Genomic DNA, 16,301 nt, shown 5'->3' on the forward strand with positions numbered 1-16,301 from the left:
TTCCCTGAGGCTTGCGAGGCTCATGTGCACGAGCAGACATATGATCGAAACAATGATTGACACCGTGATTTCTCCCGGTCACCCCAGCCGGGAAACGCCCGAGCGGAAGCCTTCGGGTAAGCAACGAATCCTGGAAGCGGCTGAGCGCCTTTTTGCGACCCGCGGGTTTCTAGACGTCTCCGCCGCAGAGATCGTTCGCGAGGCCGGGGTCGCCCACGGCCTGCTTTTTCATCACTTCGGATCGATGGAAGGTCTGTACGCCGAGGTCAGCAGGGCCGCGGCGCAGAAGATGAACAAGGTTCAGCAAGACTCGTTTCGCGGCCGCACCGCACGCGAACAAGTGACATCGTTCCTGCGCGCACATCTGAAGGCCGTGAAGCAGCGGCAAGGCGATGCGCTTTTTAGAGCGCGCTCCCACAACCTCGCAATCAATGCGGAGGTTGCAGAGATCTGGGAGGCGTCGCGACAGCAAGCGATCGATCGAATATGCGAAGTCCTGGGGATTTCGAGCCCCACCAAGAAGGTTCGAGCGTGCATGCGTGCCTGGATCGGATTCCACGATCAGCTCGTTCTGGCGTGGCTCGCGGACCGGTCAGTGAGTGAATCTGAAGTTTTGGAGTTGACGCTCCATCAGCTTGGCCATCTGGCCTCTGAGGTGCTCTCGGTAGAGCTCGATCGGAATGCCTGAGGCTCCTCGCCCAACGCCTCGATTTGCGTCTGCGTGATGCCCACTCAGGCCAACGTGGTCCGCGCTCCCAATCTGCGAAGTCGCGTCAGTCCAGCTTGATGTTGGCCTGCCTGATCACCCTGCCCCACATCTGCCGGTCTGCATGGATGAACGCGGCGAACTCCGCTGGCGTGTCGCAGCGCAGTTCGCCGCCGTACTCGCGCCACTTCTTTGCCAGTTCCTCGGACTGGCAAGCTTTCCGCATGGCGGCGCTGAGCTTCTCGAGGATAGGTTTCGGCGTGCCGGCCGGCGCGAGGATGCCCTGCCAGGCGATCGGGGCGTAGTCTGGCAGTCCTGCTTCTGCGAAGGTGGGCACGTCCGGAAAACTCGGGTGCCGCTTGTTGCCGGTAATGGCCAGCAGTTTCAGGCGGCCTGCGCGGATGCTGCCGGCGGCAGCGGGAAGGCCATCGAACATCGCCTGCACCTGGCCCGCAATCAGATCAGTGTAGGGGCTGGTGCTGTTGTAGGGCACGAGATTGGTCTTCACGCCCGCGGCATTGTTGAACCACACCGCCGACAGGTGCGAATAGCTGCCAATGCCTGCGGTTGCGACTGCCACCGAATCGGGCCTGGCCTTGAGTGCCGCGATGAGCGCGCGCGCGTCCTTCGCCTCGACGCCGGGCGTGGCGATGAGCCCCGTGTTCAGCACGCCCAGCAGGCTGACCGGCGCGAAATCCTTCTCGGCGTTGAAGGGCAGCTTCGAGTACAGGTGGGGCACCACCGACAGCGAACTGGTCGTGCCGATGTACAGCGAGTAGCCGTCGGCCGGCGCCTTGGCAGCCACCTCGGTGCCGATGATGTTCGAGGCGCCAGGCCGGTTCTCCACGAAGAAGGTCTGGCCCAGGATCTTCGTGAGTTCGGCCGCGATCTCGCGCGCATTCGCATCGGGCCCGCTGCCTGCGGGAAAGGGGGCAATGATGCGCACCGCCTTGCTCGGGTATTCCGCTTGCGCCGCCGCGCCGCTCGCCACGGCGCCTGCCGCGGCCAACACGCCAAGGGCCAGCCAGCGGTGGGCCGCTATCTTCAGAACTCTCATCGGTTTGTCTCCTATTGATCTTGCGTGCCGTTTGCACGAGATCGGATGATAGATAAATACGTTCTATTGTCAAAATACGATAATTTCACTATCATTTTCCTAACGAAAATCCGAATGCCGGCACGCTTTATCGCCAGGAGACATTGAATTGACCGACAGCAGCCCCTCGAACCTGCAGTTCAGCCACATCGGCCTGTACGTGAACGACCTGCCGCGCATGGCGCGCTTCTACCGGCAGGCCCTGCGCTTCACCCAGACCGACGCGGGCGATCTGGGCACGGTGCAGCTGGTGTTCCTGAGCCGCGACCCGCGTGAGCACCACCAGTTGGTGCTCGCCACCGGCCGGCCGGCCGAGTTGGGCTTCAACGTGGTCAACCAGGTCTCTTTTCGCGTGCCCGACATCGCCACGCTGCGCCAGTTCCACGATCGGCTGCTGGCCGAGGGTGCGAGCGACATGCATCCGGTGACGCACGGCAACGCGGTATCGGTGTATTGCCGCGATCCCGAGGGCAACCGGCTCGAACTCTTCATGGACACGCCCTGGTACTGCGAACAGCCGCTGCGCGAGCCCATCGACCTCTCACAGCCCGACGAGGTCATCCTTGCGCAGGCGGAGGCCATCGCCAAGCGCTTTCCCAGATTCATGAGCCGCGCGCAATGGCAGGCCGAAGTGGCGCGACGCATGGAGGAAGACCAGCGTGGTTGAGCCGCAGCGCATGCACGACGTCGTGATCGTCGGCCTCGGCCCCACCGGCGCCACGCTGGCCAATCTGCTGGGCGCGGCGGGGCTGTCGGTGGTGGTGATCGAGCGTGAAGCGGGCGTGTTCCCGCTGCCGCGCGCGATCCACTTCGACGGCGAGGTGCTGCGCATCCTGCAGGGCGCGGGTCTGCGCGAACAGGTGCTGGCCATCGCACGCCCCGGGGAACAGGGCATGCACTTCGTCAACGGCACGGGCCAGACCATGCTGATACGTGGCGGCAGTGCCGCGCTCGGGCCGCACGGCTGCGCGAACAACTACTACTTTCACCAACCCGAACTCGAGGCGGTGTTGCGCGAAGGCCTGGCGCGCTTCGCCAACGTGGACTTGCGGCTGCGCAGCGAAGTGACCGGTATCGCGCAGGACGCGGATGGCACCACGCTGGCCGTGCGCGAAGCCGGCAGTGGCCAGACATCCGCCGTGCGTGCGCGCTACATCGTCGGCTGCGACGGCGCGCGCTCGTCAGTGCGCCAACACATGGGCAGCGCGATGCTCGACCTCGGCCTGCGCCAGCCATGGCTGGTGTTCGACGTGGTGCTGCGGCAGCCGGTCGACCTGCCCGCTCACACGGTACAGCACTGCGACCCGGCACGGCCCATGACTTATTGCAACGTGGTCGGCGACCGGCGGCGCTGGGAAATCATGGTACTGCCCGGCGATGACCGCAAGGCGCTGGTGCAACCGGCATCGCTCTGGCGCCTGGTGGCGCCGTGGGTTCGGCCCGAGCAGGCGCGGCTGGAACGCGCAGCCATCTACACCTTCCACTCCGTCATTGCGCAGGGCTGGCGCCGGGGCCGGTTGCTACTGGCGGGCGATGCCTGCCACCAGACGCCGCCCTTCCTCGGCCAGGGCATGTGCGCGGGCATCCGCGACGCGGCCAACCTTGCATGGAAACTGGAAGCGGTGCTGGCGCGGCATGCCCCCGATGCGCTGCTCGACACGTACGAGTCGGAGCGCGCGCCGCATGTGCGCGCACTCATCGAACTAGCCGTGCGGCTGGGCAACATCATCCAGACCACCGACCCGGCGCTCGCCGCCGAGCGCGACGCGAAGTTCCGGGCGGGCCGTCCCGAGATCTTTGAGCTGCCGCCGCAGGTGCTGGGCGAGGGCGCCTTCGACGCGCAGCCCGGTTCGCCCGCGGGCCGGCCGTTTCCGCAGCCGCGCCTTTGCGATGGTCGGCTGCTCGACGACCTGCTGGGTCGCCGCAGCGCGGTGATTGGCCGGCCCGCCGCGCTCGCGGCCGCTGCTCCCGCCACCGTAGAGCGCTGGCGCCGCGCCGACGCGATGGTCATCGACCAGCCCGACCCGCCGCTGCGCGACTGGCTCGACGCGCAGGAAGCGCAAGCGGTGATACTGCGGCCCGACCGATATATCGTCGGCGTTGCGCGCACGGGGCACGATCTGGATCGCATCTCGCAACACCTCCCCGTCGCGCCATGACATTCTGGAGGAAATCGCGTGCCGGAAAAATCAATGTCGAGCCTGGGTCGCATGCTGGGCGTGCTCGACCTGTTCGACGACACGCACCTGACGCGCACCGCGGACGACATCTCGGCCGCGCTCGAGGTGTCGCTCCCCACGGGCTACCGCTATGTGCGACTGCTGTTGGAGGCCGGCCTGCTTCAGCGCGTGGAAGATTCGCACTACGCGCTGGGGCCGCGCATCATCCTGCTCGACCACTACATCCGCAAGGCGGACCCGGTGCTGCGCGAAGGTATCCCGGTGATGCGCGAGCTGGTGACGGCGACCGGCTTCGACTGCGTGACCTCGGGCCTGTTCGGCATGCAGGTGCTGGACACGCACCGCGAGATGGGCGGTGCGCCGCCCGCGCTTGCCTACGGGCGCGGCAGGCCGCGTCCTCTGTTCCTGGGCGGTGCGCCCAAGGTGCTGCTGGCCACGTTCGCGCCGGCGCAATTGCGCAAGGTCTTCGATGCCCGCCACGACGAACTCGTGCGCTGCGGGCTGCCCGCCGAGTGGAGCGCATTCCGCCGCCATTACGCGGCGATCCGCAAGGCGGGCCACTATGTGTCTATTGGCGAGCTCGAGCCGCAACTGGCAGCCGTCGCCGCGCCCATCCTGAAAGCCGACGGGGGTGCATGGGGCGCCATCTCGCTGGTCTTCGACACCTCGCGCCTGTCCATCGTCGATCTCGACAAGATGGTTCACCTGATCACCGAGGGCGCTTCGCGCATTGGAGGTCGCCTGGCGTAGATCTGTTTCCACAACCACCACGCGCCCTCGCGGGCCTCACGGACAGACCATGAAACTCATCAGCTACCAACACAACGGCATCGACAGCTACGGCGCGGTGACAGGCGAGCGCATCGTCGACCTGCGCGAAGTCTTCGCCAATCGCGCAACGGACCTGAAGACGCTCATCGCCGCCGACCTGCTGGCCGAAGCTGCCGCGGCGGCGGCGAAAGCCACCGCGACGCTGCCAATGAGCGAGGTTCGATTGCTACCCGTGATTCCCAACCCGGGCAAGATCGTGTGCGTGGGCCTCAACTACGGCGAGCACGTACGGGAAACAGGCCGCGAGATCACCGAGCAGCCCACCCTCTTCTTGCGCGTGCCCGAGTCTCAGGTGGCCCATGGCGACGACATCTTGCTGCCGCCCGAATCGACGAGGCTCGACTATGAAGGCGAGATCGCCATCGTCATCGGCCGGGGCCGACGGCGCATCGCCGAGGCCGACGCGTGGGATCACATTGCCGGCTATGCCTGCTACAACGACGGCAGCATCCGCGACTGGCAAACCGCCACGCCGCAGTGGACGGCCGGCAAGAATTTCTGGCGCACCGGTGGTTTCGGCCCATGGATGGTCACGCGCGACGACATCAGGGACAACCAGGTCATGACGCTCGTCACGCGCCTGAACGGCCAGGAGATGCAGCGCACCACCACCGACAAGCTGATCCACAGCATTCCGCGGCAGATTGCGCACATCTCGGCCTTCATGCCGCTGGCCGCGGGGGACGTGATCGTCACCGGCACGCCCGGCGGCGTGGGCGCCAAGCGTACGCCGCCCGTGTGGATGAAGGCGGGAGACATCGTCGAAGTGGAAGTCGACGCGATCGGGGTGCTGCGCAATGGAGTGCGTGCGGAATGAGGCTGGCCGTAAACGGGATGTCTACGCTGCGGATGTTGCCCGCCTTCTTCAACGTGAATTCCCAAGGACTATCCGCGGCATGTGTCATTTGGGACAACGTGAGCCCGGTGTACTTGCCGTAGCTGTTCCACATGCTGGTCAGAAATTTGCGAATGCTTTCCTCTGACGGCGCCGCTACTTCCTGCAGCTCAAAGTCCTTCGTGAACTGAGTCGCTTTCGAGGTAACCTGGCCCAACAACGACATTACGGCGGAGCCTTTCGGCAAATTCTTGACGCCACATCGACCCAGCGTGGTGACCTGATCGAGGACGCCGTTGAGCCGATGTTTACCGAGCAGCGCGTGCCCTTTATTCGCACAGGCAGCCACAACCAGGCCGAAATTGCCGAGAGGTTTGAAGTTCGCGTCACTCCAGCGCCGGACTTCGTGATTTTTGACGATGCTGGCGCGCTACGAGCCATGCTCGAATGCAAAGGAACCAACAACGGCGGCACTGCACGAGACAAAGCACTTCGATTTGCTCGATTGCACGCGGAGTCAGTTCGATTGGGAGGCGTGCCACTGTTGGCGGTACTGGGCGGCATTGGTTGGGCTCGGATCAATGATGCTCTGGGGCCAGTCGTGCGCGATACGGAGGGACGAGTTTTCACCCTGTCCACCCTCAACTCCATGCTCGACGTGGCTCCGTTCCCTTCCTTGATTGGTACGGCCGGGCCTGCGCCAGCGTCGCTGTAAACGCCCCACAGGGGGGAGGCGCCCCTTCGCATTTCGTAGCTTGCTTATCTAGGGGAACATGTCGTCGGTGCGGGGTTGACCGGCGCGGCGCTACAGCCGCAGCTGCGGCTCGCTCAGGTGCAGACCTGCCATTCAAACAGGCGCCCGTCCGACCTCGATGTCGCGACTGCCGCACTTGCACAGAGGCAGATCGTTCTGGCCAACTCGCATGCGAGCGACCTCATAGTCGTTTGCGGGAGCGATATTGAAGCCCTCCCAGCTCGTTTCGGATCTTCCCCAATCATCAGAGCTTTCGATTCGAAATCCCGTGTTGCCGCACGCCTTGCAACGCGCTTCAATTCTTGAGTGGTCCCAGCTCATGTGTGCCCTTAGGATGGATTGGCGGGTTCGCCTTCCGCGATTCTGAGCTACACGCTGAGCCTGAATGTCAATGCCGAAGTAATTCGGACCCACTAGGGGGGACGGATGAAAACCTGGATTGGTTCTATGTCGTAAGTCCACGCGCTCTCGGTGTTCGACGGGGCTCGGACAGCCCAGGAAGATCTTGATCCGCTGTTCGGTGTACCAATGGATGTCGGAGTCCGCGGCCTGTATGAACTGCGCGATGGTCGTCCGTGGCCTTGGTGCAGAGGTGATCCAGCTGGAACACCCTGGGCGCATCTGGCATCGCGGGTACGGACGGGCCTTGAATCCGGACCGGCGTCTGCAGGACCTGAAGCGGGGAGGACCACACCCGAAGAAGGGTTCAGCTGTCAAGACGCCAGCGCAGCCATCCGAAGAACGACCCTGCGAGGAATGCCCAAACGCTCAACACGACCATCGCTTCGAGGAAGCCGGCCCAGGAGAACGGTGCAGGCCGCAGGAGTGCACTGAAGTCCATGCCGTGGAACAGGCCATTCATGAAGTTCAGGAATGGGCCAGGCACGGCGAGCCAGACCATTGCGCACAGCGTGTAGAAGACCGCAACGGTCACGGCCAAGGCCATCCCCGTACGCAGAGCCGTGGGAGCAGATCCCGGGCTCCGGACTGAAGGCGATGTCGTGCTCATGAGGTTCTCCTGGTCGCGCTTCAGATCCTGGCGCGATGGGGCCGTGCTGCATTGACGCACATCAAGCCACGCATCGAAATGCGTGCGACGCTCGTGCAACAGCAGGGGAGCCCGATGACCAAAGGAGCACGCCCATGGACCACGATCGTTACGAGCCGCCGTCGTTCCGGCGGTCTCCTGCGGGCCTGGCGTTGCTCGTAGCCACTGCCGCTGGTGGCTTCTACCTCGTCACGGAGCACACGGCACACCTGTTCGGTGTCCTGCCCTACCTGATCATCCTGGCCTGTCCGTTGATGCACATCTTCATGCACCACGGCCATGGCCACGGCGGCCATGGACAGCCGCATGGACAGCCCCCGGGGGACAACCATGAACAGCGCTCCGAATGACTACGGCCTCTGGGGCCTCGTGTTCCTGAACTCCGTCATCTTCCTGGGGTTCGCATACAGCTTCTTCAAACCGGCCAACCTGCGCGACTGGCGCAGCTTCAGCGCGTACGGTGCCTTCATCGTGGCCCTGTTCGCGGAGATGTACGGCTTCCCGCTGACCATCTACCTGCTCTCCGGCTGGCTCGGCACGAAGTTTCCGGGCGTCAACCTGCTCGAGCATGACGCTGGCCATTTGTGGTGGCTCATCACGGGCCGGCACGGCAATCCGCATTTCGGCGCGCTGCACGTCCTGAGCTTCGCCTTCATCTTTGCCGGGTTCACGCTGCTGTCCAAGGCCTGGCACGTGCTGTATCACGCCCAGCGACGTCACGAACTGGCCAAGGCAGGTCCCTACCGGCTCGTTCGCCATCCGCAGTACATCGGCTTCGTGGCCATCATGTTCGGCTTCCTGCTTCAGTGGCCCACGCTGCTCACGCTCGGAATGTTCCCGGTGCTGGTGGTGACGTACGTTCGGTTGGCCATCTCGGAAGAGCGCGACTCCGAGATGGCTTTCGGCGATGCCTGGCGCGAGTACGCGAAGACCACGCCTCGGTTCGTGCCGAATTTTTTCAAGGCTTCGCACGCACGCCCCGCCAGCGGCCACTGAGGCCGATCCGCCAGCAGGATCGCGCCCCTGGCAGGCCCGCAGGGAGCGCAGCCAGCGTGCAAAGCAGGGGCTCTCTACAGCAGCGCCTCCGGCGCCAGCCCCCCCAGAAAGCGGGCCATCCAGACGCGCCACGCGCTGGCGAGGGGGTCGCTCGAATAGCGCACCGGCCGATCGCCATCCAGGGACTGCCAGCGCAGCGATGAAGCGGCGTTGCCCGGCTCGTCGAGCTCGACCTCGAAGACCTGGTCGAGCGTGGTGGCCTCGCCGAAGAGCGCGGTCAGCTGCCCCCCGAGTTCCTGGCTTTCGATCCGCAGCGCCACCTCGGTGTTGAGCTTGCTGGAGCGCGGATCGAGGTTCATCGATCCGATGAACACCGCGTGGCCATCCACGACGACGGTCTTGGCGTGAAGACTGGCGCCGGACGACAGTCCCAGGCGCGGGGTCCTGGCGCCGGGTCCCCCGGGCCGCAACTCATAGAGCACCACGCCGCAGGCGAGCAGCTGCGGGCGGTAACGCGCGTATCCGGCGTGCACCACCGGCACATCGGTCGAGGCCAGGGAATTGGTAAGGATCCGCACCCGCACCCCACGACGAGCCAGACCACACAGCACCTCCACACCGGTCGCACCCGGAACCAGGTAGGGCGACACCAGAATCACGTCGTGCCGGGCCTGCTCGACGTCCTTGCGCAGCACCGGGAAGATCGCGCTGGTCGTCTCGGGCGAACCGGCGAGCGAGTTCGCGGGCACGTCGAACAGCGCCTCGGCGGGCGCCACAACCAGCGGCACCTGTCCCGAGCGCACCAGGCCGCCGAACGCTGTCCTGCGCAGCGAGCGCACATAGGCGCCTTCCCGAAAATGTCCGGCCTGCGCGGCAGTCTCGGCCCACGCTTGCCGAAGATCGGCCAGCGGCGGCGCGGGTCCGGCGACGGCGGCAATCGGCACCGCCTCCCGGCTGTTCCAGTACTGGTCGAAGCTGCGCGATACTTCGGCCACCACGGGACCGGCGGCCAGCACGTCGAGATCGGCAAAGTCGCGCTCTTGGGACGCATTGAAGTAGGCGTTGCCCAGGTTGCGGCCACCCATCACGGCCACGGCGCCATCGGCGATCCACAGCTTGTTGTGCATGCGCCGATTCAGGCGCTCGCCATCGCCGAGCAGTTCGAGCACCTGCACCAGGCCGAAACTGCCGCGCTGCGAAAACGGATTGAACAATCGCACCTCCACATTCGGATGCCCGGCAAGCACCGACAGGTGAGCTTCGCGGTCGCCCACATTGAGGTCATCGACCAGCAGCCGCACGCGAACGCCCCGCTGCGCGGCGCGCAGCACACCGTCCAGCAGCAGCGTTGCCGTCGAGTCGTCGGCGACGCTGTAGTACTGCAGGTCCAGCGTTCGTTCCGCCGCCGCGGCAAGAGCGCCGCGAGCAGCAAACGCCTCCGGTCCGGAAACCAGCAGATGAAAGCCCGATTGGCCCGGTGCCGATGCGAGTTGCGCGAAGTAGGTCCGTCCGAGCGACGTCTGCAGGGGCTGGTCGAACGCATGGGACGGCGCGCGCGGCGCGTCGAAGGCGATCGCCGCGCAGGCAGCGAGCAGCAGCGCCGCAGCCACGAGGAGCATGCACCGGCCAAGCCTCTCGCCGCGGCGGCGCCATTCGAAGCAGGCGATGCGGGCCGGCGGCTGATCGACCCGATCGTTCATCGCGCGCTCCCCGGGCAATCCGCCGCCTCGAAAAGCATGGCATGCATGCGTTCCCGTTCCTTCACCGTCGGCCAGCCGGCATCGGCGGGTGCGGCCACCGACCCGAGACGACCCTGCGCGTCGACATGGGCAAGGCCATAAGTCTCGTTGACGATGGCATCGGGCTCACCGTCCTTCAGCCGCACATACCAGTCGGCCAGGCGCAGGTTCCGGCCGGCCCATGCGGGCGCCGCGGCTTCGCGGCGCGCGAGCGCCACATACAGCGCATGCGGGACCGCGTGCACACCGCCGGCCTCGTCGAGCAGGAACACATACGAGGCATGCTCGCCACCCGATTGGCGCAGCGCGCGGCCCGACGCATCGACCGTGCTGTACACCGGCGCGAAACCACCGCCGGGGGTGCGGAAGTTGGTGGTCTGCCCCTGGTACAGGCGAGCCGCCACCCACTGCGCGTCGCCGGCGTAGGCGTAGGCGCGCAGGTCGAACTTCATGGCATGGTCGGCGTCCTCGTCGATCTGGCGTTCGCCCGGCGGCACGATGGCCTGCGCCACGTAGCCGCCAGAGAGGATCTCCTGCCACACCCGCCGCGTGAGCTTGTCGCCGCGGTAGGCGGCGCGGCTGCCAAAGCCGGCGACGGGCTTGAAGAAAAGGCCACGGCGTGCGGCCCACAGGCGCTCGCCGTCGGCAGCATTGACGACCTCGGTGTGCGGAACCACGTCCAGCAGCACCTGCCGGGTGGCTTCAGGCACGCCCAGTGCCTGCAGCCGCGCGGCATCGCTGAAGACGGCGAGCTGTCGCTTGTCCGCGTACAGCGCATGGGCTTGCGGGTGGGGTGTCAGTACAACGCCTTGATGCAGGTACGCCTCGCGCAGCGCGGCGCTTTCCGGCTTCTCGAGATAGAAGTCGGTCAAGCGGTTGTAGACCAGGTCGATGGCCACGTCGCCATGCCACAGCGTGCCGTCCCGCCATTCGAGAGAAGATGGATCGGCAATGACGGCGCGCAGCCCATGCCGCTCGAAGAGTTGCTGGAACAGCAGGAACTCGGCGTAGAGGTATTGCTCCGGCGGCGCCGTGTCCACGATGGCGATGCTGGCCAGCGGCCGCAGACGGCCTGCAAGGCGCCATTCCTGGCGGAACATGCCGACGATGCGCTGCTCGAAGTCGGCCGCACTGGCCCGCGTGGGCACCATCGAATCCATCGCTTCGCAGCAGGCTTGCTGGGCGCGCGCCAGCACCGCGTTGAGCATGGCCCCGCCGGCGTTGGTGTTGATCTCGATAAGGCCGAGGTAGTCCTGGTCGAGGTGGAAGTCGTAGCCGAAGAACACGCCGCGCGGGCCCGCGCTGCCCAGGCGGGCAATCGCGGGAGCGGCCGCCAGGGCCTGTTCGCGGTAAGCCGGCAGCGCCACCACCGACTCGACGGCCCGCACCACCTGCGCCATGCGCCGTATTCGCGCCGCGGCCACGAAGACCGGCCGGGCCGCGAACATGAACGGGCAGCGCTCGCGGACCAGCCGGGACAGGCCCGGCGGCCCCAGCTCGGCATCGAGCGCATGCGCGAGCGCCTGTCGGTCGAGGCTGAGACAGAAGCATTCGCGGTTGAGCTGCTCGATCGTGGTGGCGGGTGCCGGCAGCGCGGCAGGGGCGTCGCCAAAGAGGTGCGGAACGGGCCTGGACACGCGCTGCTTTCGGAAGGGATGAAGAGGCACAGTCACCGGACTGCGTTCGACACGACGCGCACGACCCGCCGCCGGATGGCGGCAGCCGGGAAAAGCATGGCGCGAGTGCGCGGCCGGTGTAGCGAATGGGGACGTGGGGCCAGGGTCGGTTCGGTCATGGTCGGATCCGCCTGATCAGGAGACGACGATCCAGGCACGAGGATGCACCGATGGCGCCACAGGGTGCTTGAGGAAGATCAAGCGGAAGCCCGCGGCTTGTGCCGTCGGGCAATGGCAGGAGAAAGTGGGGGGCCCGCCGACCCGCTCGACGCGCCCGCAGGCCCATGCCGCTTCAGTCGCCCAGGATGGAATGCCAGATGCCCAGCCTGGCGCATGCTGTTCCGCGCGAGCGGGCTGAGACATGCACTCGCCTGCAAGGGCGAACATGGTTCGAACCGGCTTCCTGAAATGTGGCCGCGCGCGATCGCTCCAGGCGGTCGCACGAACCGCCGATCGGCGGCAACCTTTGCGCCCAAGTGGCTTCCGGCCGTATGGCGAATTCCGTGCGTTGACGCCCGCCCAGGGCGGGTCGCCGCAGCCACGCCGCTCATCGCACGCGCGGGAGCAGCGCGGCCGGCGCGTTCCACTGCCGCTTCGCATAGTCGTCCCTGGGTGTGGCCTGGATGAAGACGCAGCACTGGACCCAATGCACGGGCCGCAACGCACCCACGGCCTGTTCCAGGTGCGCCATCACTCGGTCCCTCATGGCGCGCTGCAGCTCGGGCGCACGCGCCCGGGTGAGGATCAAGGTCGCCACCAGTTGCTGCGCGCCGCCATCCTGGCCCGACAGGGTATCGGCGCAAACCAGGACCCTTGTCTTCAGGTCGCCGATGTCGGCCCATTCGCGGGCGGCCAGGTCGAGGTGGATGTCGCGAGCCAGCTGCTTCCAGTGCAATGCGGCGGCCAGGTCCGCGCTGACTTCGATATGCAGGTGCGGCATCAGTCGAGCCTTATCCCGCGTTCGCGGATCAACTGGCCCCAGCGCGCCCGCTCGGCGTCGATCAGCCGGGCGAACGCCTGCGGCGAGCTGTCGACCTTCTGCGATCCCAGGTCTGCCAGGCGCGTCTGCACGAGCGGATCGGCCAGGGCACGCCGCATCTGCTCCGACAGCCAGGCCACCCTGTCGGCGGGCGTGGCCGCGGGGGCGAGGAAGCCGTACCAGCCGCCGATATCGGCATCAATGCCGGACTCCTTCAATGTCGGTACCCCGGGCAAGCCTGCGATCCGTTCGCGGGTGGTGACGGCCAGTGCCTTCAACCGCCCGGACTTGATGTGCTGCAGCACGGCAGGCGAGGCCTCGAACAGCAGCTGGACCTGCCCGCCCATGGCGTCGTTGAGCGCCGGGCCCGAGCCCCTGTACGGCACATGCACGAAGTCGGTGGCGGTGACCTGCTTGAACAGTTCACCGGCGAGATGCTGCGGCGTGCCGTTGCCGGCCGATGCGTAAGCGTATTTCCCGGGGTTCGCACGCAGCAGCTTGACAGCTTCGGCCAGCGTGGCTGCGGGAAACGACGGGTGCGCCACCATGATCAGCGGCACCACCGCAGCGAGCGCCAGCGGCTTGAAGTCCCGCCCGGGGTTGAAGCCCAGCCGGGGGTATAGGGCCTCGTTCGCGCTCAGCGGCCCCAGCGCGCCGAGCAGCAGGGTGTAGCCATCGGCATCGCCGCGGGCCACGGCCTCGGTCCCGATGTTGCCGCCCGCGCCGCCGCGGTTGTCAACGAGCACCGTGGCGCCGCTCGTGGTCTGGAGCGCCGTGGCCATCAGGCGGGAGATCGCATCCGTAGTGGCACCGGGCGGGTAGGGACAGACGATGCGGATGGGCTTTGCCGGAAAGCCCTGCGCAATCGCTGCGGTCCACGAACTGCCGGCCGTGGCCATTGCCGCGGCGCCTTGGATGAAGTGTCGGCGTGTCTGCATGATTCTCGGGGTTGCTTGGGTACATCCCAATGTTACGGATAGGAGGGAATTGATCAAATCGGTTCTATCCTCGATATTCTTCGGAAAAACCTATCAATATGTCCCGTCGTGCCCGCGATCCGCTGGAACTCGTCTCGCTGCGCCAGCTTCGCTATTTCAACGCAGTCATCCGGGCCGACAGCTTCGGCAAGGCGGCCAGCGAATGCTCGATCTCGCAGCCCGCGCTGTCCGAGCAGATCGCCGCCTTCGAGTCGGCCCTGGGCCTGCGCCTCTTCGACCGCGTGGGCCGGCGGGCCATTCCCACGCAGCAAGCGCTGCAACTGCATCGGCGCATCACCGCCACCATGGGAGATCTCCAGGCGGCGCTGCGCGCCGCGAGCGATCGTTCCGCTGCCGTTTCGGGCACCGTGCGCATCGGCCTGGTCCAGTCGTACGGCAGCTGCTGGGTGGCGCCGGTGGTGCGTGCGGCGCAGGCGCGCTGGCCGGACCTGTCCATCTCGATGTCCCGCCGCACGGTATCGGCGCTGGCCGAAGGGGTCGCGCGCGGCGACCTGGATTTCGCCGTCACCTTCGATGCGTCGGACCGCCCGGACATGGATGTCCAGCCCTGCTTTGCCGAACCCTATGTCGCCGTGCGATCGGGCAGGCGGCGGCGTCCCATGGCGCTGGCCGAACTCGCCGGCGAGCCGCTGGCGCTGCTGCCGCCCGAATACGCCATGCGCCGCCGGATCGACAGCCTGTTTGCCGCGCAAGGCCTCAGGCCGCAGGTCCGCTTCGAGTCCGATGCCCAGGAAGACCTGGTGCATGCCGTGCGCCACCGGGGCATGACGGCCGTGGTGAATGCGGCCACGGCATTGAGCCTCGATGTGCGCGGCGCCGTCGCCATCGATGATCCCACGCTCGCGCGAACGGCCTGCCTGATACGTTCGCTCAACCGCTACCACACGCGTGCTGCCGTGTGCCTCTGGGATGCAATGCACGCAGCGGCCGATGGCCTGGCGGCCCGGATCAAGGCCGGCTTGCCGGGCTGAGCTTGGCCACCTGAACGCGGCGGAGCCATGGCGCCGCCCCGGTGCCGGGGGCCGCGCTAGGCTGCGCCGAACAGCGCGCCGGCCGGCGCACAGGGCAAGGCGTCCTGCGCTGGTGAGGTGAAGCCCTCGCACCACCTCACCAGTGCGGCGGCCTGCGCCTCGTCCATGGCGGGCGCGAAGCTGCGCATGCGCTGCTGCAGGCCGGCCCAGTTGTACGGGTCTTCGGGGTCGCCGCGGCGCAGATCGCGGTAGGCGCTGATCTGCCTTCCATCGCGCAGCATGAGGGTCACGCGGCTCGGGCGGCGCTGCGGGAACGCGCGCTGGAACTCCTCGTTCGGCCGCACCTGCATGCGCGCGGCCAGGGCGCGCAGGCTCGGGCTGTCAAGATCGGGGGCTTCCGTGTCGGCGATGCCGAGCACGCCTCCTTTCTCCAGCAGCACCGCCAGCAGGTAGCGCAGGCAGAAGCTGGCCTCGGCCGGCCTGGCGGGCCACTGCACGCCTGCGATCTTGAGCGCATGCGGAAAGATCTCGATCTCCATCGCCTGCACGTCGGCGGCGCCGATGCGGTGTTCCTCGATCAACGCGCGCGTCGCGTCAAGCGGCGTGAACAGCATCGCGCACGCCGGCCAGGCCTTGATGGTGGCGGTGTGCAGCCGCTCGGGCGCATCGAGTCCTTCAGCGACGGCTGCCAACGGCCCCTCGCCCGCCAGTGCGGCGTACATGCCGCGCCGGCCGGTGAAGAAGGCGCGCGCGCCCGGCAGGCCGGCCCGCGCGGCAAACGCCGCCGTCATGCCGTTGCGCACCGCGAACGCGGGATGCAGCGACTTGGATTCGTGCGCATCGTCGTCGACCAGCTGCCAGAGCCCGGCCGCCTGCGTCGCGGCGATGCCCAGCGCATGGTGCAGCCGCGGCGCATCGAGCCCCATCGCCATGCCGGCGGCGGCCGCCGCGCCTACCGCGCCCGCCGTGGCGGTGGCATGGAACAGGCCCGCATGGCGCGCGCCCAGCGCCTCGCCCAGGCGCAGCGCGACCTCGTAGCCGGCCACGATGGCGCGCGCGGCGCGCTCGTGCGTGAGCCCGAGCGAGGACGCCAGCGCGAGCACCGGCGTGATCGCGACCACGCCCGGATGCAGCATGGCCGCGCGGTGCGCATCGTCGATCTCGCGAAGGTGCGCGATGCCGGCATTGGCGAAGCCGGCCGCCAGCGGCGTGGCGCCCTGGCCGCCGAACAGCGCCGCCTCGCCCGCACCGGGCATCAGCGTCTGCGCCAGGCCGCGCAGCGTGGCGGCGGCGGGCATGTCCTGCGCCGACCAGCCGGCCGTGAACCAGTCCAGCAGCGCCTGCGCGAGCCGCGCGCGCGTGGCGGCGGTCAGTGGCTGCGACGCCTGGCGCAACAGGTGCGCCACCAGCACGGATTCCGGCAGGACATCGGAAATGGGAACTGCGATCACGGCAAGGTCATTTTATTGAATGAAATCTGGATCATTATATA

General features: G+C 67.0%; 16 protein-coding genes. 9 read left to right on the plus strand and 7 right to left on the minus strand.

Annotated elements, in window-relative coordinates; genetic code table 11:
• Positions 1 to 40 precede the first annotated feature (40 nt).
• A complete protein-coding gene (locus FB547_RS28070; RefSeq protein WP_186454269.1) occupies positions 41 to 688 on the plus strand; it encodes a TetR/AcrR family transcriptional regulator in 648 nt (215 codons plus the stop codon).
• Positions 689 to 773: 85 nt separating this feature from the next.
• Here FB547_RS28070 and FB547_RS28075 read toward each other — a convergent pair whose 3' ends face one another.
• The gene (locus FB547_RS28075; RefSeq protein ID WP_145746916.1) at positions 774 to 1,763 is read right to left on the minus strand and encodes a Bug family tripartite tricarboxylate transporter substrate binding protein; all 990 of its coding nucleotides are present in this window, start codon (positions 1,761 to 1,763) and stop codon (positions 774 to 776) included.
• 148 nt (positions 1,764 to 1,911) lie between these two features.
• On the opposite strand from FB547_RS28075, the gene FB547_RS28080 reads away from it, so the two are divergent.
• The 5 genes from FB547_RS28080 to FB547_RS28100 all read left to right on the plus strand — a co-directional run bounded on the left by FB547_RS28080 (position 1,912) and on the right by FB547_RS28100 (position 6,363).
• Positions 1,912 to 2,469 (plus strand): VOC family protein, encoded by a 558-nt coding sequence (locus FB547_RS28080; protein WP_261380426.1) that lies wholly within the window; start codon positions 1,912 to 1,914, stop codon positions 2,467 to 2,469.
• On the plus strand, positions 2,462 to 3,961 hold the full coding sequence (locus FB547_RS28085) for a bifunctional 3-(3-hydroxy-phenyl)propionate/3-hydroxycinnamic acid hydroxylase (protein WP_261380427.1): 1,500 nt from the start codon (positions 2,462 to 2,464) through the stop codon (positions 3,959 to 3,961). The genes FB547_RS28080 and FB547_RS28085 overlap by 8 nt, the downstream gene beginning before the upstream one ends.
• 18 nt (positions 3,962 to 3,979) lie before the next feature.
• The gene (locus tag FB547_RS28090) at positions 3,980 to 4,732 is read left to right on the plus strand and encodes an IclR family transcriptional regulator (RefSeq protein ID WP_261380428.1); all 753 of its coding nucleotides are present in this window, start codon (positions 3,980 to 3,982) and stop codon (positions 4,730 to 4,732) included.
• Positions 4,733 to 4,781: 49 nt separating this feature from the next.
• Entirely contained in the window at positions 4,782 to 5,630 is an 849-nt protein-coding gene (locus tag FB547_RS28095; protein WP_145746917.1) for a fumarylacetoacetate hydrolase family protein, read from the plus strand.
• 322 nt (positions 5,631 to 5,952) lie between these two features.
• Entirely contained in the window at positions 5,953 to 6,363 is a 411-nt protein-coding gene (locus FB547_RS28100) for a hypothetical protein (protein WP_209503368.1), read from the plus strand.
• A gap of 745 nt (positions 6,364 to 7,108) precedes the next feature.
• Here the strand turns inward: FB547_RS28100 and FB547_RS28105 are convergent.
• Positions 7,109 to 7,411: a DUF5676 family membrane protein gene (locus FB547_RS28105; protein WP_145746918.1), complete on the minus strand. Its 303-nt coding sequence runs from the start codon at positions 7,409 to 7,411 to the stop codon at positions 7,109 to 7,111.
• Positions 7,412 to 7,545: 134 nt separating this feature from the next.
• On the opposite strand from FB547_RS28105, the gene FB547_RS28110 reads away from it, so the two are divergent.
• Complete coding sequence (locus tag FB547_RS28110) at positions 7,546 to 7,800, plus strand: DUF2933 domain-containing protein (RefSeq protein WP_145746919.1); 255 nt, start codon at positions 7,546 to 7,548, stop codon at positions 7,798 to 7,800.
• On the plus strand, positions 7,781 to 8,446 hold the full coding sequence (locus FB547_RS28115) for a methyltransferase family protein (RefSeq protein ID WP_145746920.1): 666 nt from the start codon (positions 7,781 to 7,783) through the stop codon (positions 8,444 to 8,446). The genes FB547_RS28110 and FB547_RS28115 overlap by 20 nt, the downstream gene beginning before the upstream one ends.
• A gap of 74 nt (positions 8,447 to 8,520) precedes the next feature.
• Here FB547_RS28115 and FB547_RS28120 read toward each other — a convergent pair whose 3' ends face one another.
• The 4 genes from FB547_RS28120 to FB547_RS28135 form a co-directional block, all read right to left on the minus strand.
• On the minus strand, positions 8,521 to 10,146 hold the full coding sequence (locus FB547_RS28120) for a phospholipase D family protein (protein WP_145746921.1): 1,626 nt from the start codon (positions 10,144 to 10,146) through the stop codon (positions 8,521 to 8,523).
• Positions 10,143 to 11,822, minus strand: coding sequence for a hypothetical protein (locus FB547_RS28125; RefSeq protein ID WP_261380429.1), 1,680 nt, complete (start codon positions 11,820 to 11,822; stop codon positions 10,143 to 10,145). Before FB547_RS28125 ends, FB547_RS28120 begins: the two co-directional genes overlap by 4 nt.
• A 586-nt stretch (positions 11,823 to 12,408) precedes the next feature.
• Positions 12,409 to 12,801, minus strand: a complete 393-nt coding sequence (locus FB547_RS28130; RefSeq protein WP_145746922.1) for a 5-carboxymethyl-2-hydroxymuconate Delta-isomerase — start codon at positions 12,799 to 12,801, stop codon at positions 12,409 to 12,411.
• Positions 12,801 to 13,778 (minus strand): Bug family tripartite tricarboxylate transporter substrate binding protein, encoded by a 978-nt coding sequence (locus tag FB547_RS28135; protein WP_145746923.1) that lies wholly within the window; start codon positions 13,776 to 13,778, stop codon positions 12,801 to 12,803. Before FB547_RS28135 ends, FB547_RS28130 begins: the two co-directional genes overlap by 1 nt.
• 98 nt (positions 13,779 to 13,876) lie before the next feature.
• Between FB547_RS28135 and FB547_RS28140 the strand changes: the two genes are divergently transcribed.
• Positions 13,877 to 14,809: a LysR substrate-binding domain-containing protein gene (locus tag FB547_RS28140; RefSeq protein ID WP_261380430.1), complete on the plus strand. Its 933-nt coding sequence runs from the start codon at positions 13,877 to 13,879 to the stop codon at positions 14,807 to 14,809.
• 56 nt (positions 14,810 to 14,865) lie between these two features.
• On the opposite strand, the gene FB547_RS28145 is transcribed toward FB547_RS28140, so the two are convergent.
• Positions 14,866 to 16,260 (minus strand): MmgE/PrpD family protein, encoded by a 1,395-nt coding sequence (locus FB547_RS28145; protein ID WP_145746925.1) that lies wholly within the window; start codon positions 16,258 to 16,260, stop codon positions 14,866 to 14,868.
• Positions 16,261 to 16,301 lie beyond the last annotated feature (41 nt).

Source organism: Variovorax beijingensis (assembly GCF_007828835.1).
Lineage (GTDB): Bacteria > Pseudomonadota > Gammaproteobacteria > Burkholderiales > Burkholderiaceae_C > Variovorax > Variovorax beijingensis_A.